This window comes from Dechloromonas hankyongensis (genome assembly GCF_022012295.1).
In the GTDB taxonomy this organism is placed as follows: Bacteria; Pseudomonadota; Gammaproteobacteria; order Burkholderiales; family Rhodocyclaceae; genus Azonexus; species Azonexus hankyongensis.
The window spans coordinates 581,672-597,806 of sequence record NZ_JAKLTN010000001.1; the positions used below are offsets into that span (position 1 = coordinate 581,672).

The 16,135-nt window shown below is 63.0% G+C and carries 15 protein-coding genes; 5 read left to right on the forward strand and 10 right to left on the reverse strand.

Annotation, left to right across the window (positions count from 1 at the left end; genetic code table 11):
- Window positions 1–11: 11 nt before the first annotated feature.
- The 3 genes from can to LZ012_RS02810 form a co-directional block, all read right to left on the reverse strand.
- Window positions 12–1,169, reverse strand: coding sequence for a carbonate dehydratase (gene can / locus LZ012_RS02800; RefSeq protein ID WP_275707327.1), 1,158 nt, complete (start codon window positions 1,167–1,169; stop codon window positions 12–14).
- A 51-nt stretch (window positions 1,170–1,220) separates the two neighbouring features.
- Window positions 1,221–2,393, reverse strand: coding sequence for an isovaleryl-CoA dehydrogenase (locus tag LZ012_RS02805; RefSeq protein WP_275707329.1), 1,173 nt, complete (start codon window positions 2,391–2,393; stop codon window positions 1,221–1,223).
- An 86-nt stretch (window positions 2,394–2,479) separates the two neighbouring features.
- On the reverse strand, window positions 2,480–2,923 hold the full coding sequence (locus tag LZ012_RS02810) for a PaaI family thioesterase (protein WP_275707331.1): 444 nt from the start codon (window positions 2,921–2,923) through the stop codon (window positions 2,480–2,482).
- Window positions 2,924–3,172: 249 nt separating this feature from the next.
- Here LZ012_RS02810 and LZ012_RS02815 point away from each other — a divergent pair, with 249 nt between their 5' ends.
- Window positions 3,173–4,651 (forward strand): ATP-binding cassette domain-containing protein, encoded by a 1,479-nt coding sequence (locus LZ012_RS02815; RefSeq protein ID WP_275707333.1) that lies wholly within the window; start codon window positions 3,173–3,175, stop codon window positions 4,649–4,651.
- Between the two features lie 10 nt (window positions 4,652–4,661).
- Here LZ012_RS02815 and LZ012_RS02820 read toward each other — a convergent pair whose 3' ends face one another.
- On the reverse strand, window positions 4,662–5,054 hold the full coding sequence (locus LZ012_RS02820) for a MerR family transcriptional regulator (protein WP_275707335.1): 393 nt from the start codon (window positions 5,052–5,054) through the stop codon (window positions 4,662–4,664).
- A gap of 99 nt (window positions 5,055–5,153) precedes the next feature.
- Here LZ012_RS02820 and LZ012_RS02825 point away from each other — a divergent pair, with 99 nt between their 5' ends.
- The 3 genes from LZ012_RS02825 (at window position 5,154) to LZ012_RS02835 (ending at window position 8,515) form a co-directional block, all read left to right on the forward strand.
- Entirely contained in the window at window positions 5,154–6,179 is a 1,026-nt protein-coding gene (locus LZ012_RS02825; RefSeq protein WP_275707337.1) for an MBL fold metallo-hydrolase, read from the forward strand.
- Between the two features lie 33 nt (window positions 6,180–6,212).
- The gene (locus LZ012_RS02830; RefSeq protein ID WP_275707339.1) at window positions 6,213–8,048 is read left to right on the forward strand and encodes a PHA/PHB synthase family protein; all 1,836 of its coding nucleotides are present in this window, start codon (window positions 6,213–6,215) and stop codon (window positions 8,046–8,048) included.
- Window positions 8,049–8,161: 113 nt separating this feature from the next.
- Entirely contained in the window at window positions 8,162–8,515 is a 354-nt protein-coding gene (locus LZ012_RS02835) for a ubiquitin family protein (RefSeq protein ID WP_275707341.1), read from the forward strand.
- Between the two features lie 48 nt (window positions 8,516–8,563).
- Here the strand turns inward: LZ012_RS02835 and ubiT are convergent, their stop codons facing one another.
- From ubiT to ubiU, 3 genes are read right to left on the reverse strand one after another with little or no spacing between them, the layout of a single operon-like run.
- Window positions 8,564–9,016, reverse strand: coding sequence for a ubiquinone anaerobic biosynthesis accessory factor UbiT (gene ubiT / locus LZ012_RS02840; RefSeq protein WP_275707344.1), 453 nt, complete (start codon window positions 9,014–9,016; stop codon window positions 8,564–8,566).
- Between the two features lie 2 nt (window positions 9,017–9,018).
- On the reverse strand, window positions 9,019–9,921 hold the full coding sequence (locus LZ012_RS02845) for a U32 family peptidase (RefSeq protein WP_275707346.1): 903 nt from the start codon (window positions 9,919–9,921) through the stop codon (window positions 9,019–9,021).
- 10 nt (window positions 9,922–9,931) lie between these two features.
- Entirely contained in the window at window positions 9,932–10,939 is a 1,008-nt protein-coding gene (ubiU, locus tag LZ012_RS02850) for a ubiquinone anaerobic biosynthesis protein UbiU (RefSeq protein WP_275707348.1), read from the reverse strand.
- Window positions 10,940–11,206: 267 nt separating this feature from the next.
- Between ubiU and LZ012_RS02855 the strand changes: the two genes are divergently transcribed.
- The gene (locus LZ012_RS02855; protein WP_275707350.1) at window positions 11,207–12,097 is read left to right on the forward strand and encodes an ATP-binding response regulator; all 891 of its coding nucleotides are present in this window, start codon (window positions 11,207–11,209) and stop codon (window positions 12,095–12,097) included.
- Between the two features lie 13 nt (window positions 12,098–12,110).
- Here the strand turns inward: LZ012_RS02855 and LZ012_RS02860 are convergent, their stop codons facing one another.
- From LZ012_RS02860 to mrdA, 3 genes are read right to left on the reverse strand one after another with little or no spacing between them, the layout of a single operon-like run.
- The gene (locus LZ012_RS02860; protein ID WP_275707352.1) at window positions 12,111–13,109 is read right to left on the reverse strand and encodes a septal ring lytic transglycosylase RlpA family protein; all 999 of its coding nucleotides are present in this window, start codon (window positions 13,107–13,109) and stop codon (window positions 12,111–12,113) included.
- Window positions 13,106–14,218, reverse strand: a complete 1,113-nt coding sequence (rodA, locus tag LZ012_RS02865) for a rod shape-determining protein RodA (RefSeq protein WP_275707354.1) — start codon at window positions 14,216–14,218, stop codon at window positions 13,106–13,108. Before rodA ends, LZ012_RS02860 begins: the two co-directional genes overlap by 4 nt.
- Window positions 14,215–16,125 (reverse strand): penicillin-binding protein 2, encoded by a 1,911-nt coding sequence (gene mrdA / locus LZ012_RS02870; RefSeq protein WP_275707356.1) that lies wholly within the window; start codon window positions 16,123–16,125, stop codon window positions 14,215–14,217. The genes rodA and mrdA overlap by 4 nt, the downstream gene beginning before the upstream one ends.
- Window positions 16,126–16,135 lie beyond the last annotated feature (10 nt).

Genomic DNA, 16,135 nt, shown 5'->3' on the forward strand with positions numbered 1-16,135 from the left:
GGTTTAGTCATTCAACAATCCCGGCACTCCAGCGCCTTGAGGGCGGCGTCGTAGCGGGTATGCAAATCTTGGGGGCAGTCGACGGTAATGCCGAGGTCGTGCACCAGGCCGTCCTTCAGGCCATAGACCCAGCCGTGGACGGTCAGGTCCTGGCCGCGGGCCCAGGCGTCCTTGACGACTGGGGTGTTGCACAGGCTGGACACCTGCTCGAGCACGTTCAGTTCGCACAGGCGGTCGTGGCGCTGGTCTTCCGGCAGGCTGTTGACCTGTTCCAGGTACTTGTCATGGACGCGCTTGACGTTGTCGAGCCAGAAATCGACCAGGCCGACGCGTGCCTTCTGCAGCGCCGCCAGCACGCCGCCGCAGCCGTAGTGGCCGACGACCATGATGTGCTTGACCTTCAGGACATCGACGGCGTACTGGATCACCGACAGGCAGTTCATGTCGGTGTGCAGTACCAGGTTGGCGACGTTGCGGTGCACGAAGACCTCGCCCGGCAGCAGGCCGACGATCTGGTTGGCCGGCACACGGGAGTCGGAACAGCCGATCCACAGGAATTCCGGGGTCTGGATCTTGGCCAGCTTGTCGAAGTAGGTCGGGTCGACTTCGCTCATCTGGCGGGCCCAGGCACGGTTGAAGTCGAACAGGTGCGACAGGTTTTCGCTGCGTACTTCCTCTTCCGACCAGTTGTCGAGGTCGAGCGCCATGAACATGGTGCCTTCGACCGGCGTCTGGTAGTAGTTCGGCGCCTCGGTGAAGCCCAGTTCGCGGTACAGCTTCACGGCCATGCGCATATTGGGCAGGGTGTCGATCATCAGCTTGCGATAGCCGATTTCCTTGGCCGCCTTGATTGCAGCCAGGGCCAGCGCGGCGCCGACGCCATGGCCGCGCTCCTCCGGCTCGACATAGAGGCGCTTCATCTCGCACACGCCGTCGCTGTCCGGCAGCGGGCGCACCCCGACGCAACCGGCCGGCCGACCGTCGACTTCGGCGAAGAACAGACGGCCCTGCGGCGGCGCATAGGCGCCGGGCAGGGAGGCCATTTCCTGGTCGAAGTTCTGGTACGACAGGTCGACACCGAGCCAGGCCGCGTAATTGCGGAAGTACTGGCGCACCTGCTCCAGGGCTTCGGTGTCGTTGGCGGTGAGGGTACGAAGGGTAACGGTCATGAAGTTTTGCTCCAGTTGCCGGACTCCCGTCGGAAGTCCGGCGGGAGCGAGTTATGCGGTTTCCGCGAACAGTTCGCGGCCGATCAGCATGCGGCGGATCTCGGAAGTGCCGGCGCCAATCTCATATAGTTTAGCGTCTCGCCACAGGCGGCCCGTCGGATATTCGTTGGTATAACCGACACCACCCAGCGTCTGGATCGCCTCACCGGCCATCCAGGTCGCCTTTTCAGCAGAGTAGAGAATTGCCCCGGCCGCATCCTTGCGCAGGGTGCGGGCGTGATCGGCGGCATCGCAGGCGCGGCCCACGGCATAGACGTAGGCGCGGGTGGCCTGCCAGGTCGAATACATGTCGGCGACCTTGCCCTGCATCAACTGGAATTCGCCGATGGACTGGCCGAACTGCTTGCGCTCGTGCAGGTAGGGGACGACGACGTCCATGCAGGCCGCCATGATGCCGAGCGGGCCACCGCAGAGGACTGCCCGCTCGTAGTCCAGACCGGACATCAGCACTTTGGTTCCGTTGCCCACACCGCCCAGCACGTTTTCTTCCGGAATTTCGCAGTCGTCGAAGAACAGCGGGAAGGTGTTCGAGCCGCGCATGCCCAGCTTGTCGAGGTGGGTGCCGTGGGTGAAGCCCTTCATGCCCTTTTCGACGATGAAGGCGGTCATGCCCTTGGCGCCGGCGTTGAGGTCAGTCTTGGCATAGACGACCAGAGTGTCGGCGTCGCCGCCGTTGGTGATCCACATCTTGGCGCCGTTCAGCACGTAGCGGTCGCCCTTCTTGTCGGCTTTGAGCTTCATCGACACGACGTCGGAGCCGGCGTTCGGCTCGGACATGGCCAGCGCGCCGACGTGTTCGCCGGAAATCAGCTTGGGCAGGTATTTCTGGCGCTGGGCTTCGCTGCCGTTGCGGCGGATCTGATTTACGCACAGGTTGGAGTGGGCGCCATAGGACAGGCCGACCGACGCCGAGGCGCGCGAGATTTCCTCAAGGGCGACGATGTGGGCCAGGTAGCCCATGTTGGTGCCACCGTATTCCTCGCCGGCGGTCATGCCGAGCAGGCCCATGTCGCCGAATTTCCTCCACAGGTCGGCCGGGAATTCGTTGACGCGGTCGATCTCGGCGGCGCGCGGAGCGATCTCGGCATCGGCAAACGCCTTCACTGCATCGCGCAGCATATTGATGTCTTCGCCGAGTCCGAAGTCGAGGCTGGGTATGTTCATGGTTGTCTCCGTTTGGTTATTGGTTGCCTGGTCGTCCAGAAGCTAGCGTAGTTTGCTGACAGTTCGAGTCCCTAGGCAACTCGATCCTATTTCTCGTCCTTGCCGTGCATGACCATGATGGTCTGCTGCATCAGGGCGCACAGCTTTTCCTCGCCATCCTTGACGGCGAAGACTTCGGCCTGGGTGACGATCAGGGTTTTGCCCGGGCGCACCACCTTGCCGCGGGCGATCAGCTTGTCGCCGTCGGCCGGGGCGACCAGGTTCATCTTGTATTCCACGGTCAGTACCGAAGCGGATGCCGGCACCATGGTCATCGCCGCATAGCCGGCCGCCGAGTCGGCGATCATGCTGACCACGCCGCCATGCACGAAGCCGTGCTGCTGCTCGACGCCCGACCAGTGCGGCAGGTGGATTTCGGTGCGGCCGTGCTCGACCACCGGCAAGGTGGCGTGGATCAGGTCCATGGCGTGTTGTTTGGCAAAACTGGCCCGGACACGTTCGGCAAAATGGGGGTCGGATATTCGGCTCATAAAGTGTGATTGTATTGACGTTTACGTTAACGTCAACTCGTCTGCGAGAAATTGTTACGCTCGACAGTTTCGCGTCAGGATTTATGGAATAGACTGAGCACTGCGGCGTTGCGCCGCCTTTAACCAACCGCTCACGAGGAGATTCAAATGGCCAAGAAGAAAAAGAAGAAGTAATCGCTGTATCGTGTTCGACAAAAAAAGCAGGCGCAAGTCTGCTTTTTTCATTTCCGCGTTGCCCTGATGTCCCCGATGCCCGTTCCCCTTCCCTTCCAGCGCCAGGATTTCCTGCGCTTCCTGCTCGGCGGCGCCTTTGTCGCCATGCTCGCCCTGGTCATGCTGCAGGAACTGTTCGGGGCGGCCACGACCTGGCTGGTCATCCAGGTGGCCCGGGAAATCACCGAAGCACAGCTGACGGCGGGCGATTTCCTGTGGATCATCGTCACCCAGACCCTGTCCTACCTGGCCGGGGCGGCGAGCTGGATCTACGCCGAACGGGCCGGCTTCGGCGCTTTCGGCAAATACCTGCTGCACTTCGCCCGCAGCAATCGCTTCCAGACGGCACTGCTTGGCGACAGCGAGGCGCGGGAAAGCGCCGAGCCTTTCCTGACCAACGAAACCTTCCGCGTCTGTTTCGACCTGATGTACGACCTGCAGTTTTACCTGCGGCTGTTGTTCAATCTGATCTTCAACGCCGCGGTACTCGGCCTGGCCATCGACAGCGACTTGCCGGTAGCCTATGGCGCCGCCTTTGCGCTGCTCGTCGTGCTCCAGTGGTCGCTGCGCAAGCCGCTGGCCGCCGCCTACCTGCACAACCAGCGCATGACCAACCGGATGATGGCCCGCACCTACAACGCCTGGGACAACATCTTCAGCGGCAACCGCTACAACTTCGGGCTGTGGCACCGCGATTTCCGTGACCGGCTGCAGGGCGCGCTGAGCGCGCAGATCAAAGCCATCATGGCGCGCGAGGGGTGGAGCGCGGTGAGCGGCATTATCGCCCTGGTCATTGTCTTGGCCGCCACCGCCTGGGTGGCGATGCACGATGCCGGCAACACTGCGCTGCTCATCGCCCTGGCGGCGACCTTGCCGCGGCAGATCGAAATGACCCTCGACATGCACCAGCTGACCGCCGGCATGACCGACCTGCTCGCCATCTGGACGCGCATTAAGGGCGTCTGCGAACATATGCAGCCGGAGCCGAAGGCGGTCGGCGAGCGTATCGAATTCGGCCGTCTGGTGCTCAGGGTGGGGCGTCGGGAGACGACTTGCCGCGACCTGGCCGATGCCCTGCGCACCATTGCGGCCGTTCCGAACGGTTTGGTTTCCGTGCGCGGCGGCAACGGCGCCGGCAAATCGACCCTGCTCATCGCCCTGAAGGCCGCCTTCCGCGGCCAGGCCTACTACTGGCCGGCCCACGACCGGCTGAGCTTCCGTTTCAATACCGGCCTGCCGCAGCCCAGTGCCGAATGCGATCCGGACGGCGAGGCGGAGGAACCGGAAGATCTGAACGCCGAGGAACTGGACCAGGAAAAATCCGGCTACTCGTCCGGCGAACGGCAGTTGCAGGTCCTGCGCGAAGTGGTGGCGGAAACCGATCGCCCCATTTATCTGCTCGACGAGTGGGACGCCAATCTCGACGCCGACAACCGGTCCAAGGCTCGTGCCCTGGTCGAGCAGCTCGCCGCGCGCGCCCTGGTGGTCGAGATTTCACACCGCGACGCGGCGTGAGGCGAAGCGTTCAGGCGGCGCCGCGCCGGCGCAGTTCTTCCTGGCACTGCGATTCGAACTGGCCGATTTCGCTTAGCATGGCCTCGATGTCCTCGCGCTGCTGGACCAGTGCCACGCGGCGCTTTTCCATGATGCGCAGGCATTCGAGCAATTGCGGCGTCTCGTCCTCGGTCGATTCGTACATGCCGATCAGGTCCTTGATCTCGGCCAGCGACAGGCCGAGGCGCTTGCCGCGCAAGGCCATTTTCAGCCGGGCCCGGTCGCGGCGGGCAAAAACCCGCTTGTTGCCCTCGCGCTGCGGTGACAGGATGCCCTGATCCTCCCAGAATCGGATGGTGCGCGGGGTGATGCCGAATTCGCGGGCTAGGTCTGAAATGCCGAAGGTCGTCGCCGTCTGGCTCATTTTGTCTCCTGATGGTGCGGCGAAGTAAATCAGAAGCAGGGGCTTTTTTCAATCCGCTACCGTATGGTAAGTTGCCGTTTCATCATACAAGAACAATTTATGGCCCTGCATTTTCCCCATTCCCATCCGCCGGCTGCCGGCGAGATGACAGAGCTGGCACCCGGTGTCTACTGGCTGCGCATGCCGCTGCCCTTCCAGCTCGACCACATCAACCTGTGGCTGCTGCGTGACGGCGACGGCTGGGTCATCGTAGATACCGGGTTTCCCGAGGACCACGTCCGCGAAACTTGGTCGGCCATCCTCGACAAGCTGGACGGACCGGTCAACAAGCTGATCGTCACCCACTTCCATCCCGATCACCTCGGCCTCGCAACCTGGCTGCAGGAACAGACCGGCGCACCGCTGTGGATGAGCAGCGGCGAGTTCCTGACCGCGCACGTGGTGTGGAACGAGGTCGGCGGCCACGGGGCGCGGTTCATGGTCGAACAGTTCCGCCAGCATGGGCTGGATGCCGAGCATCTGGCCAAGTTCGAAAAGCGCGGTTCGGGCTACCGCAAGGCGGTCCCGGCCCTGCCCGACTACTACAACCGCCTGCTGGCCGGGGATTCCGTTTGCATCGACGGCCGCAACTGGAAAATATTGATCGGCTATGGCCACGCCCCGGAACATGTCGCGCTTTACTGTGTCGAACTCGGCGTGTTAATTTCCGGAGACATGCTTTTGCCGAGAATTTCCACCAATATCAGCGTTTTTGCGGCAACTCCCGAAGCTGACGCGCTGCGCTGGTATCTGGATTCGCTGGACGTGATGGCGCAGGAAATTCCGGCAGAAACGCTCGTGCTGCCCTCGCACGGGCTTCCCTTCACCGGGGTGCAGGAGAGGGTCGGAGCCTTGCATGCGCATCATGAGGAGCGACTGCAGGCCCTGGAAGCAAGTTGTGAGCAAGCGCCAAAGAGCGCCGCAGAGTTGCTGGAGACATTGTTCAACCGCCAACTCGATACACACCAAACCATGTTCGCGATGGGCGAGGCAATCGCTCATCTGAACTACCTTGAGCAAGATGGTCGGCTTTTGCGTCACTGCGATGCCGAAGGGGTGATTCGCTATACGCGGACGGGACACTGAGCCGTCGCGCACTGACAGAGAGGGAGTTTGAAGATGTCGCAGCAAACCGAAGAGCAGGGCATCAATTTGCCCAATCCGGCCGAAATGGCCAAGACCTACGCCGAAGTCGCCCAGCGCGCCTCCCGCGTGATCACCCAGTTCATGGAAAAGAAGGCCAAGGAAGGCGTGGACGCCCCGGCAGACGAACTGGGCGTGGCCAAGGCCTTCATGGACCTGTCCGCCCGCCTGATGGCCAATCCGTACAAGATGGCCCAGACCCAGATGAACATGATGTGGGACTACTTCTCGCTGTGGCAGGGTTCCATGATGAAGATGATGGGCATGCCCGGGGCTGCCCCGGTTGCCGCTCCGAAGAAGGGCGATAACCGCTTCCGCGACGAGGACTGGGAACAGCATTTCCTGTTCGACTTCGTCAAGCAGTCCTACCTTATCGCCGCTCGTCACATCCATGACACCGTGGCCGGCACCGACGGCCTCGACGAAGCGACCCAGCAGAAGGTCAATTTCTTCACCCGCCAGTACATCGACGCCCTGTCGCCGTCCAACTTCGCGCTGACCAACCCGGAAGTCTTCCGCGAAACGGTCAAGAGCCACGGCCAGAACCTGATCAAGGGCCTCAACAACCTGCTGCACGACGTCGAGTCCGGCGATGGCCAATTGCGCATCCGCATGACCGACACCTCGGCCTTCGAGATGGGCAAGAACGTCGCCACGACGCCGGGCAAGGTCGTCTTCCAGAACGAACTGTTCCAGCTCATCCAGTACGATCCGAAGACCCCGGACCAGTACAAGAAGCCCTTCCTGATCGTGCCGCCGTGGATCAACAAGTACTACATCCTCGACCTGCGCGAGAAGAACTCGATGGTCAACTGGGCGACCAGTCAGGGCCACACCACCTTCATCATGTCGTGGATCAACCCGGACGAGAAGCTGGCCCAGAAGTCCTTCGAGAACTACCTGCTCGAAGGCTCGCTGGAAGCCATCAACCAGGTTTGCGCCCACACCGGCGAAGATAGCGTCAATCTGGCCGGCTACTGCCTGGGCGGCACGCTGACCATGACCACGCTGGCCTACATGGCCGCCAAGAAGGACAAGCGCGCCAATTCCGCCACCTTCTTCACCACCATGCTCGACTTCTCCGAGCCGGGCGAACTGGGTGTCTTCCTCGATGAAGGCGCCGTTGCCGGCCTGGAAAAGAAGATGGCCGAACGCGGCTTCCTCGAAGGTTCGGAAATGGCCGGCACCTTCAACATGCTGCGCGCCAACGACCTGATCTGGTCCTTCGTGGTCAATAACTACCTGATGGGCAAGGATCCGTTCCCCTTCGACCTTCTCTACTGGAACTCCGACTCGACTCGCATGCCGGCCGCGATGCACAGCTTCTACCTGCGCAACATGTACCTCGGCAACAAGCTGAAGGATGCCGGCGGCGTCTCGCTGGGTGGCGTCAAGATCGACATCACCAAGGTCAAGACCCCGTGCTACTTCATCTCGACCATCGAAGACCACATCGCACCGTGGAAGAGCACTTACATGGGCGCCCGCCTGCCGTCCGGCAAGACCAAGTTCGTGCTCGGCGGCTCCGGCCACATCGCCGGTATCGTCAATCCGCCGGCAGCCAACAAGTACGGTTTCTGGACCAATGACGCCACTGACGGCGACCTTCCGGAAAGCCCGGACGACTTCCTGGCCGGCGCCACGCAGAATGCCGGTTCGTGGTGGACGCACTGGCACCAGTGGGTGACCAGCCTGCCGGGCGGTTCCGCCAAGGTCAAGGCACGCCAGCCGGCCGACGGCACGCTGAAGGTCATCGAGGACGCGCCGGGGGCCTACGTCAAATTCCGTCTGGATGCCCAGAAAAAGCATTGATCGCCGACGCGATTCGATCACCGGAACGGGAGGCTGCGGCCTCCCGTTTTTTTCGAACTTCCGTTTGCAGGCTTGTCAAAAGAGAACAGCAAGCAAGGAGGTACGCCATGTTGATGAGCGAATTGCCTGTGGTATCGGTTCACATTCCCATGGAATTGCGAACCTTGGTGGGGGGGCACGACGAGGTGATGGCTAGTGGCGAAACGGTGGGCGACGTGTTGCGCGCCGTGGGCAATACCTATCCCGAATTTGCCGTCCGCGTTCTGTGTGGCGACGGTCGTCTGGCGGAAGGGCTGAGTGTCTGTCTGGGCGGTTGTACCCAACCCCAGGATTTTTCTTCGCCAGTCGGCCAGGAAGAAGTGCTCACTATCGTCGCCACCGGCGTGGTGGCCTGTGCCGTGCCGGCGCCGGAAAAAGCGCGTCAGGCGGGAGCGCCCGTCGAGGCGCTGATTTCCATCGGTGACTGAAGCCGCCGGGAGGACATTGGCTGGCGGCCAGTCTGAGCTGCAGCCGGTCTAGCTGCTGGCCAGCGGCAGTTGGGGCAGCTTGGGCCACTCGACGGCGTCGAGCATATTCTTGACGATCAGCCCCAGTTCGGTGTCGCCGGTGATTTCCAGTTCGCGGTTGAAGAACAGGGTGTCCGGGTCTTCCTGGCGGGCCAGCAACTGCAGAAAGGCTGATAGGTTGGCGGCAAAGGCCAGGTCCGGCTCGCGCTGCGGGCGGAAAACCGGGCGAAACAGGCCGTTGCGGTAGGTGTAGCTGGCTTCGCCGCCGGTATCCAGCACGCGGACGCGAAACAGCTTGTCTTCGAGCAACGCCAGTTCGCTTTCTGGCAGCAGCTTCATTTTCAGTGCGGTGTTGAGGACGCCGACCAGGGCCAGCGCGTGCGGCCACTGCGGCAGCTTGTGGCCGAGGCTGGCGACGAAGCCGGGCAGTTTGAATTTGGGGATGGTGAAGTTGCCGTTCATGGTCATGCTCCCAAGGTGGCGAGGGCTTGTGTATGGTGCTGGCGGATGCCGGCATCGCCGAACCAGTAGCCGTCGACCAGGCCGCTGTCGCTCCAGTTCCGGCTGTCGGCCGCTATGGGCTTGCCGTTCCGGGCGGCATCGAAGGCGGCGATGATCTCGGCGATGTGCTCCTTCTGCGGGCTGATGCGCACGGCGTCGATGCCCATGGCCAGCATGTCGGGAATCTCGTGCAGCAGATTGTAGCTTTGCGCCGACATGGTCTGGATGCCGTTGATAGTCAGGAACTCCTGTCCTTCGCGGGTCTTCAGCGTCAGGCCCTCGGCGTGGTCGAGGCATTTGAACTGGCAGTCGTCCTTGTTCAGGCCGTAATGGCGGGCAGTGAAACAGCGGGCCGAGAAGGCGAGCGGGATCTTGCCGAAAACGAAGACTTCGGTTTCGACGCCGGCCGGCTTGCTGCGGTGCAGGGTGTCGACCAGCGTCCGCGTCGCTTCCAGCGGCGGCACCCAGCGCTTCAGACCAAAGCGGGCGAAGGTGGCCAGAGCCGACTCGTTGTAGATGTTCAGGTGCGGTCCGGCGACGAAGTCGCGGCCGGCCACCAGATTGACCGCGCCGAGGTCGTTGGCCTCGACCTTGCAACCGGCCTCGTCGATCAGCCGACGCAGGGCCTTGAGGTCGCTTTCTGATTCGAGCAGGGCCTGGGCGGAAACGACGACTTCCTTGCCGGCATCGGTCAGGTCGCGGGCCAGGCCAATCCAGTCGGCGGTGCGCAACTGCTGGCGCCGCGAGCAGACGACTTCGCCGACGTAAACGATGTCCAGGGCGGGGTTCTGCGCCATTTCGGCGTAGAACTCCATGACTTCGGCCTTGGGCCAGAAATAGAGCAGGGGTCCGAGCGAAAGTTTCATGCGGTCCTCGTTAGCGCCATGGCCGGTTGTAGGCGCCGAGCGTCGCTTGGCTGCCTTCGGAAACCTTGGCCAGTTCGGCCTGCCAGGCCGGTTTGACGTGGAAGCGTTCGGCGCTGCCGCCGGCCGCATCGAGGGCGGCGCGCAGCGTGCGGGTGACCTGGGCGACATAGGTCGGGCTGCGCTGGCGGCCTTCTACCTTGATTGCCTTGACGCCGATCTTGATGATCTCGGGCAGCAGTTCCAGCACGTTGAGGCTGGTCGGTTCCTCCAGGGCGTAATAGGTCTCGCCCTGGACCTCGAAGCGGCCCTTGCACAGGGTCGGATAGCCGGCCGGCTCGTCGTCGCCGAAACGGTCGATCAGGATGCCGTTGAGCCGGGTTTCCATGGTCCCCGGCTTCTTGTCCCACTTGACGTACTTGGCCGGCGAGCAGGCGCCGACGGTGTTCGGCGATTCGCCGCAGGCGTAGGAGGAGAGCCAGCAACGCCCTTCGTTCATGACGCACAGGCTGCCGAAACCGAAAACCTCGATTTCGACACTGGTGTTCTTGATCACGTGCTCGACCTGGGCCAGGGTCAGCACCCGCGGCAGCACGGCGCGGTGGACGCCGAATTCGCGCTGGCAGAAATTGATCGCCTCGTAGCTGGTAGCCGAACCCTGCACCGACAGGTGCAGCCGCTGTTGCGGATGGCGCTGGCGCGAGTAGTCGAGCAGGCCGATGTCGGCCAGGATGATGGCGTCGACGCCCTGGTCGACGGCGCCGTCGACCGCCTTGTGCCAGTCGGAGATGCGGCCGGCCTGCGGGAAGGTGTTGATGGCCATCAGCACTTCGCGGCCCTTGGCGTGGGCATAGCGGATGCCTTCGGCCATGGTCTTGGCGTCGAAATTCAGACCGGCGAAATTGCGGGCGTTGGTGTCGTTCTTGTAGCCGAGATAGACGGCGTCGGCGCCGTTGTCGACGGCTGCCTTGAGTGCCGGCAGGCTGCCGGCGGGACAGACGAGATCGGGCAGGGAGCTCATGGAGGACTCCAGAATATCAAGGGCAAAAGTATAGCCAGACCATTTTTCCGGCCATTGATCCTGGTCAAACGTGGGGTGCGTTGCAGGCCGGGAAGCGACCGACAACCAACCGGCAGTCGGCTCGGCCACGCCATTTGCCGGGAAATCATTCGCCGGCGTTGGGGTATGATCTACGCTCACGATCGGCCGAACAGGGGTGCCTGTTTAACGGTGCTTCGGCGTGACGAGCACTGGGTGAGATGCCTGGCGAAGGGGAAAGACTGAACGATGAATAAGGGACGTGTCCTCGTGGTCGATGACGAACAGCTCAACCTGTTCATCATCGAGGAGTTTCTCGAGCAGGAAGACATCGAACTGGAGATGCACAGCGATCCTCTGGCGGCATGGGCCAGCCTGAGTGCCGCGGATAGCGATTTCTCGCTCGTCGTGCTCGACCGGATGATGCCCGGGCTGGACGGCATGGAACTGCTGCGCCGCATGAAGCGCGAGGCCCGCTTTGCCGATATTCCGGTCATCATGCAGACGGCCGCATCGTCGCCCGACCAGGTGCGCGAGGGGTTGGAGGCCGGCGCCTACTACTATCTGACCAAGCCCTACGAACCGGAAGCGCTGATTTCCATCGTCCGGGCCGCTCTGGAGGACCGCCGGGCGCGTAGCCAGCTGCGCAGCCGGGCAGCGCACCTGGAGGACGCGCAGGCGCTGATCCACAGCGTCGAGTATCGTTTCGTGACGCTGGAGGACGTGAATTCGCTGGTTCCCGTTCTTGCCGGCATGTGCCCGGCACCGGACGTCGTGGCGCCCGGCTTGTCGGACCTGATGGTCAATGCCGTCGAACACGGCAACCTGGGGGTGACCTACCAGGAAAAATCGCTGCTCAAGTGGGAGGGCGATTGGGAGGCTGAGATCAAACGCCGCCTGGTCCTGCCGCAGTTCGCCGGGCGTTTCGCCTCGGTGCGCGTCGAGCGCACGGACGACAGCATCGTATTCACCATCGCCGACCAGGGCGATGGTTTCGAATGGGCCAAATTCCTGAGCTTCGATCCCGACCGTGCCTTCGATCCGAACGGTCGCGGCATCGCAATGGCCAAGATGATGAGCTTTGCTGCGCTGGAATACCAAGGCAAGGGCAACGTGGTGGTCGCCCAGGTGGGGCGCTGACTAGGAGACCCCGTCAGCGGGTCACGAAGGTCGGGCGAAAACCGAGGGCGGAGCGGATTTTCTCGGCGATTTTCTCGGCATCGCCGCGGCTGGCGTAGGGGCCGAGATGCAGGCGGTGGATGCCGCTGCCGGCATTGATCCGCATCGGTTCGCTGACCCAGTCCAGCTCGCGCAGCAGGTGGTTCTTCAGGCTCTCGGCGTTTTCGGCGCTGGAGAAGGCGCCCAACTGCAGATAAACCCCTTTCGGAAATTCCGCATCGCCGCTCATGCCAGCTGCCGCCGCGGTCTGCACCGGCTTTTCCTCCATGGCCATGCGGCGGGCGAGTTGCGCGATGTCGTCGTTGTCGCCGGCCACCGGGCGGGCCGGCGGTGTGACCTGGGCATAGGTGGCCGTTGTCATTTCGCCCGGAATGATCGCCTCGACCTCGACCTGCCCGCTGCCCCCGTTGATCAGGCCGAGCTTGTAGGCAGCGGTATAGGACAGATCGATGACCCGGTCGGCATGGAAGGGGCCACGATCGGTGATGCGCACCACCACCGACTTGCCGGACTGCACGCTGGTGACGCGAACGTAGGAGGGCAGGGCCAGAGTCGGGTGGGCGGCGGTCATCGCGAACATGTCGTAAGGTTCGCCGATCGAGGTTTTCTGGCCGTGGAATTTCTTGCCGTACCAGCTGGCGATGCCGCGCACCTTGTACGGCTTGACCGCGGTATTCGGCACGTATTCCTTGCCGAGCACGACGTAGGGTTTGGTCGCCGGCTTGTGCAGTGGTTCCCACTTCGGTTCGGCGTCCGGGATGTCGTCGAGGCCGTCCGGGATGTCGTCGGCCGGGCCATCGTCCTTGTAGAAGCCGCCGCCGCGCTTGAGGACGGCGGTCGGTTTCCTGGTCGGGGTCGGCGTCTTGGCGGCCGGCCCCTTCGGGCTGTCGGCGCCGGGTTCGCGCACCGTTGAAGGCCCGCCGCAAGCGGCCAGCAGCAAGGCAACCGTGAGCGGGGCCAGCAGGCGCTTCATTTTTTGACCAGCATGCGGTGCGTATGGATCGACATCAGCATGCCGACGCCGAGGAATAGCGTGACCAGCGCCGTGCCGCCGTAGCTCATGAAGGGCAGTGGGACGCCGACGACGGGCAGGATGCCGCTGACCATGCCCATGTTGATGAAGGCGTAGGTGAAGAAGCCGAGGGTGATGGCGCCGGCCAGCAGGCGCGAGAAGGTGGTCGGGGCGCCCGAGGCGATCATCAGGCCGCGGCCGATGAGCAGGGTGTACAGGAAGACCAGCGTGGCATTGCCGATCAGGCCCCATTCCTCGGAATAGACCGCGAAGATGAAGTCGGTGTGCTTTTCCGGAATGAATTCGAGGTGGGTCTGCGTGCCGTTCAGGTAGCCCTTGCCGATGGCACCGCCGGAGCCGATGGCGATGGTCGCCTGGATGATGTGATAGCCGGCGCCGAGCGGGTCGGTGGTTGGGTCGAGCAGGGTCAGGATGCGCTTGCGCTGGTAGTCGTGCATCATGCTCCAGATCAGCGGCGCAGCCGAGGCGCCGGCGGCGATCAGGCCGACGATGACCTTCCACGGCAGGCCGGCGAAGAAGATGACGTAGAAGCCGGCGGCACCGACCAGCAGGGCGGTGCCGAGGTCGGGCTGCTTGGCGATCAGCGCGAAGGGCACGAGCAGCAGCAGGGCGGCGACGATGTAGTGCTTGAATTTGAGCGTCGCTTCATATTTCTGGAAATACCAGGCCAGCATCAGCGGCATGGCGATCTTCATGATCTCGGATGGCTGGATGCGGGTGAAGCCCAGCGACAGCCAGCGTTTGGCGCCATTGACCTTGATCCCGAACAGGAAGACGGCAATGAGCAGGATGACGCCCAGCACGTAGAGCGGGATGGCGAAACTCATCAGCTTTTGCGGCGGCAGCCGGGAGACGAACCACATGATGGTCATCGCCACGCCCATGTTGCCGAGCTGGGAAAGCACCCGCTGATTGCCGTCGAAGGTTGCCGAATAAACGGTGCCCAGGCCGACCGCCATGATCGCCAGGGTGATAAAGAGCAGCGGGAAGTCGATATGGGCGATCAGCTGCTGCCAGCCGCGCCGCAGGGTGCCGACGACGTCGATCATTCTTCGCTGTCCTCCTCGATGGCGGCCGGATCGTCCTTGGCCGCGCCCGCCGGCAGCTTGCCAAGCAGGTAGTAGTCGATGACCATACGGGCGATCGGCGCCGCCGACTGGGCACCGAAGCCGCCGTTTTCGACCAGCACGGCGAGGGCGATTTTCGGATTGTCGGCCGGGGCATAGGCGATGAACAGGGCGTGGTCGCGCAGTTCCTTCTTGGTGCCGCCTTCCTTGTACTGGGCGCCCTTCAGCGAGAAGACCTGCGCCGTCCCGGTCTTGCCGGCGGCTTCGTAGGGGGCGCCGGCAAAGGCGCGGGCACCGGTGCCTTCCTTGTTGACGCCGACCATGGCGCGCTTGATGACTTCGATGTTTTGTGGTTTGAGGTTCAGGTCGCGGATCGGCTGCGGTTCGATCAAGCGTTTTTCGCCGCTCTTGGTGTCGACGATGTGGCGTACCAGGTGCGGCTTGAACATGACGCCGTTATTGGCCAGCGTGGCGACCGCCGAAGCCAGCTGGATCGGGGTGTAGGCGTTGTAACCCTGGCCGATGCCGATGGAAATCGTCTCACCGGCATACCATTTCTGTTGCTCGGGCTTCTTGAATCGCTGTTTCTTCCATTCCTGCGACGGCAGCACGCCTTTCGATTCGCCGGCGTCGTCCTTGCCCAGGTCGACCCCGGTGCGCTGGCCGAGGCCCAGCGAGCCCATGAACTTGGAGATCGCGTCGATCCCCATGTCGTTGGCCAGCATGTAGTAGTAGGTGTCGCAGGAATGGACGATGGATTTGTACATGTCCACGCTGCCGTGGCCGCCCTTCTTGTCGTCGCGGAACTGGTGGTTGCCGAAATTGAAGTAGCCGGGGTCGCTGATCGCCTGGCCGGGGGTGCGCTTGCCCGTCTCCAGCGCGGCCAGTGCCATGAAGGGCTTGAAGGTCGAACCCGGCGGGTAGGCGCCGTTTATCGCCCGGTTCACCATCGGTTTGCTCGGGTGATCGTTCAGATCCTTCCAGTTTTCCGGCGTGATGCCATCGACGAACAGGTTGGGATCGTAGGTCGGGGCCGACACCAGGGCCAGGATGCCCCCGGTCGACGGCTCGATGGCGACCAGGGCGCCCTTGCGGTCGCCGAAGGCCTGCTCGGTGATCTGCTGCAGCTTGGAATCCAGGGTCAGCGCCAGATTGTTGCCGGAAACCGGCGGAATGCGCTTCAGGCTGCGCAGGGCGCGGCCGCCGGCATCGATTTCCACTTCCTCGTAACCGGTTTCGCCGTGCAGTTCGAATTCGTAGTGCTGCTCGAGGCCGGTTTTGCCGATGTGATCGGTACCCTTGTAGTTGGCCTGGCGTTCGGACTCCTCGATCCATTTCAGGTCGCGATCGGTAATCCGGCCGATATAGCCGATGGCATGCGAGGCAATATCGGCGAGCGGGTATTGCCGGAACAGCCGGGCCTTCACCTCGACGCCGGGGAAGCGGTAACGGTGGGCCGAGAACTTGGCGACTTCCGTATCGGACAGCCGGGTGCGGATCGGGATGGACTCGAAGTTCTTGGCCTCGTCCATCAGGCGCTTGAAGCGCTTACGGTCCTTGGGCTGGATGTCGATGACTTCGGCCAGCGCATCGATGGTCTCGTCGAGGTTGCCGGCTTGAGCCGGCGTGATTTCCAGCGTGAAGGCCGAGTAGTTGTGGGCTAGCACCACGCCGTTGCGGTCGGTGATGACGCCGCGGTTGGGGACGATGGGAATCAGCGCAATACGGTTGTCTTCGGCCCGCGTCTGGTAGAACTCATGCTGCAAGACCTGTAGCCAGACGAAGCGGCCGATCAGGATGCCGAAGCAGATCAGGACGACGACGGCAGCGAAGCCGAGCCGGAAACGGAACCGGTCGAGATCGGCTTCCGGGTTGTTGAAATCGCCCACGAACGGTCAG

Bases quoted from the DNA above. Each gene is read 5' to 3' on its own strand.
- can (WP_275707327.1), bottom strand. From the start codon at position 1,169: ATGACCGTTACCCTTCGTACCCTCACCGCCAACGACACCGAAGCCCTG.
- LZ012_RS02805 (WP_275707329.1), bottom strand. From the start codon at position 2,393: ATGAACATACCCAGCCTCGACTTCGGACTCGGCGAAGACATCAATATG.
- LZ012_RS02810 (WP_275707331.1), bottom strand. From the start codon at position 2,923: ATGAGCCGAATATCCGACCCCCATTTTGCCGAACGTGTCCGGGCCAGT.
- LZ012_RS02815 (WP_275707333.1), top strand. From the start codon at position 3,173: ATGCCCGTTCCCCTTCCCTTCCAGCGCCAGGATTTCCTGCGCTTCCTG.
- LZ012_RS02820 (WP_275707335.1), bottom strand. From the start codon at position 5,054: ATGAGCCAGACGGCGACGACCTTCGGCATTTCAGACCTAGCCCGCGAA.
- LZ012_RS02825 (WP_275707337.1), top strand. From the start codon at position 5,154: ATGGCCCTGCATTTTCCCCATTCCCATCCGCCGGCTGCCGGCGAGATG.
- LZ012_RS02830 (WP_275707339.1), top strand. From the start codon at position 6,213: ATGTCGCAGCAAACCGAAGAGCAGGGCATCAATTTGCCCAATCCGGCC.
- LZ012_RS02835 (WP_275707341.1), top strand. From the start codon at position 8,162: ATGAGCGAATTGCCTGTGGTATCGGTTCACATTCCCATGGAATTGCGA.
- ubiT (WP_275707344.1), bottom strand. From the start codon at position 9,016: ATGAACGGCAACTTCACCATCCCCAAATTCAAACTGCCCGGCTTCGTC.
- LZ012_RS02845 (WP_275707346.1), bottom strand. From the start codon at position 9,921: ATGAAACTTTCGCTCGGACCCCTGCTCTATTTCTGGCCCAAGGCCGAA.
- ubiU (WP_275707348.1), bottom strand. From the start codon at position 10,939: ATGAGCTCCCTGCCCGATCTCGTCTGTCCCGCCGGCAGCCTGCCGGCA.
- LZ012_RS02855 (WP_275707350.1), top strand. From the start codon at position 11,207: ATGAATAAGGGACGTGTCCTCGTGGTCGATGACGAACAGCTCAACCTG.
- LZ012_RS02860 (WP_275707352.1), bottom strand. From the start codon at position 13,109: ATGAAGCGCCTGCTGGCCCCGCTCACGGTTGCCTTGCTGCTGGCCGCT.
- rodA (WP_275707354.1), bottom strand. From the start codon at position 14,218: ATGATCGACGTCGTCGGCACCCTGCGGCGCGGCTGGCAGCAGCTGATC.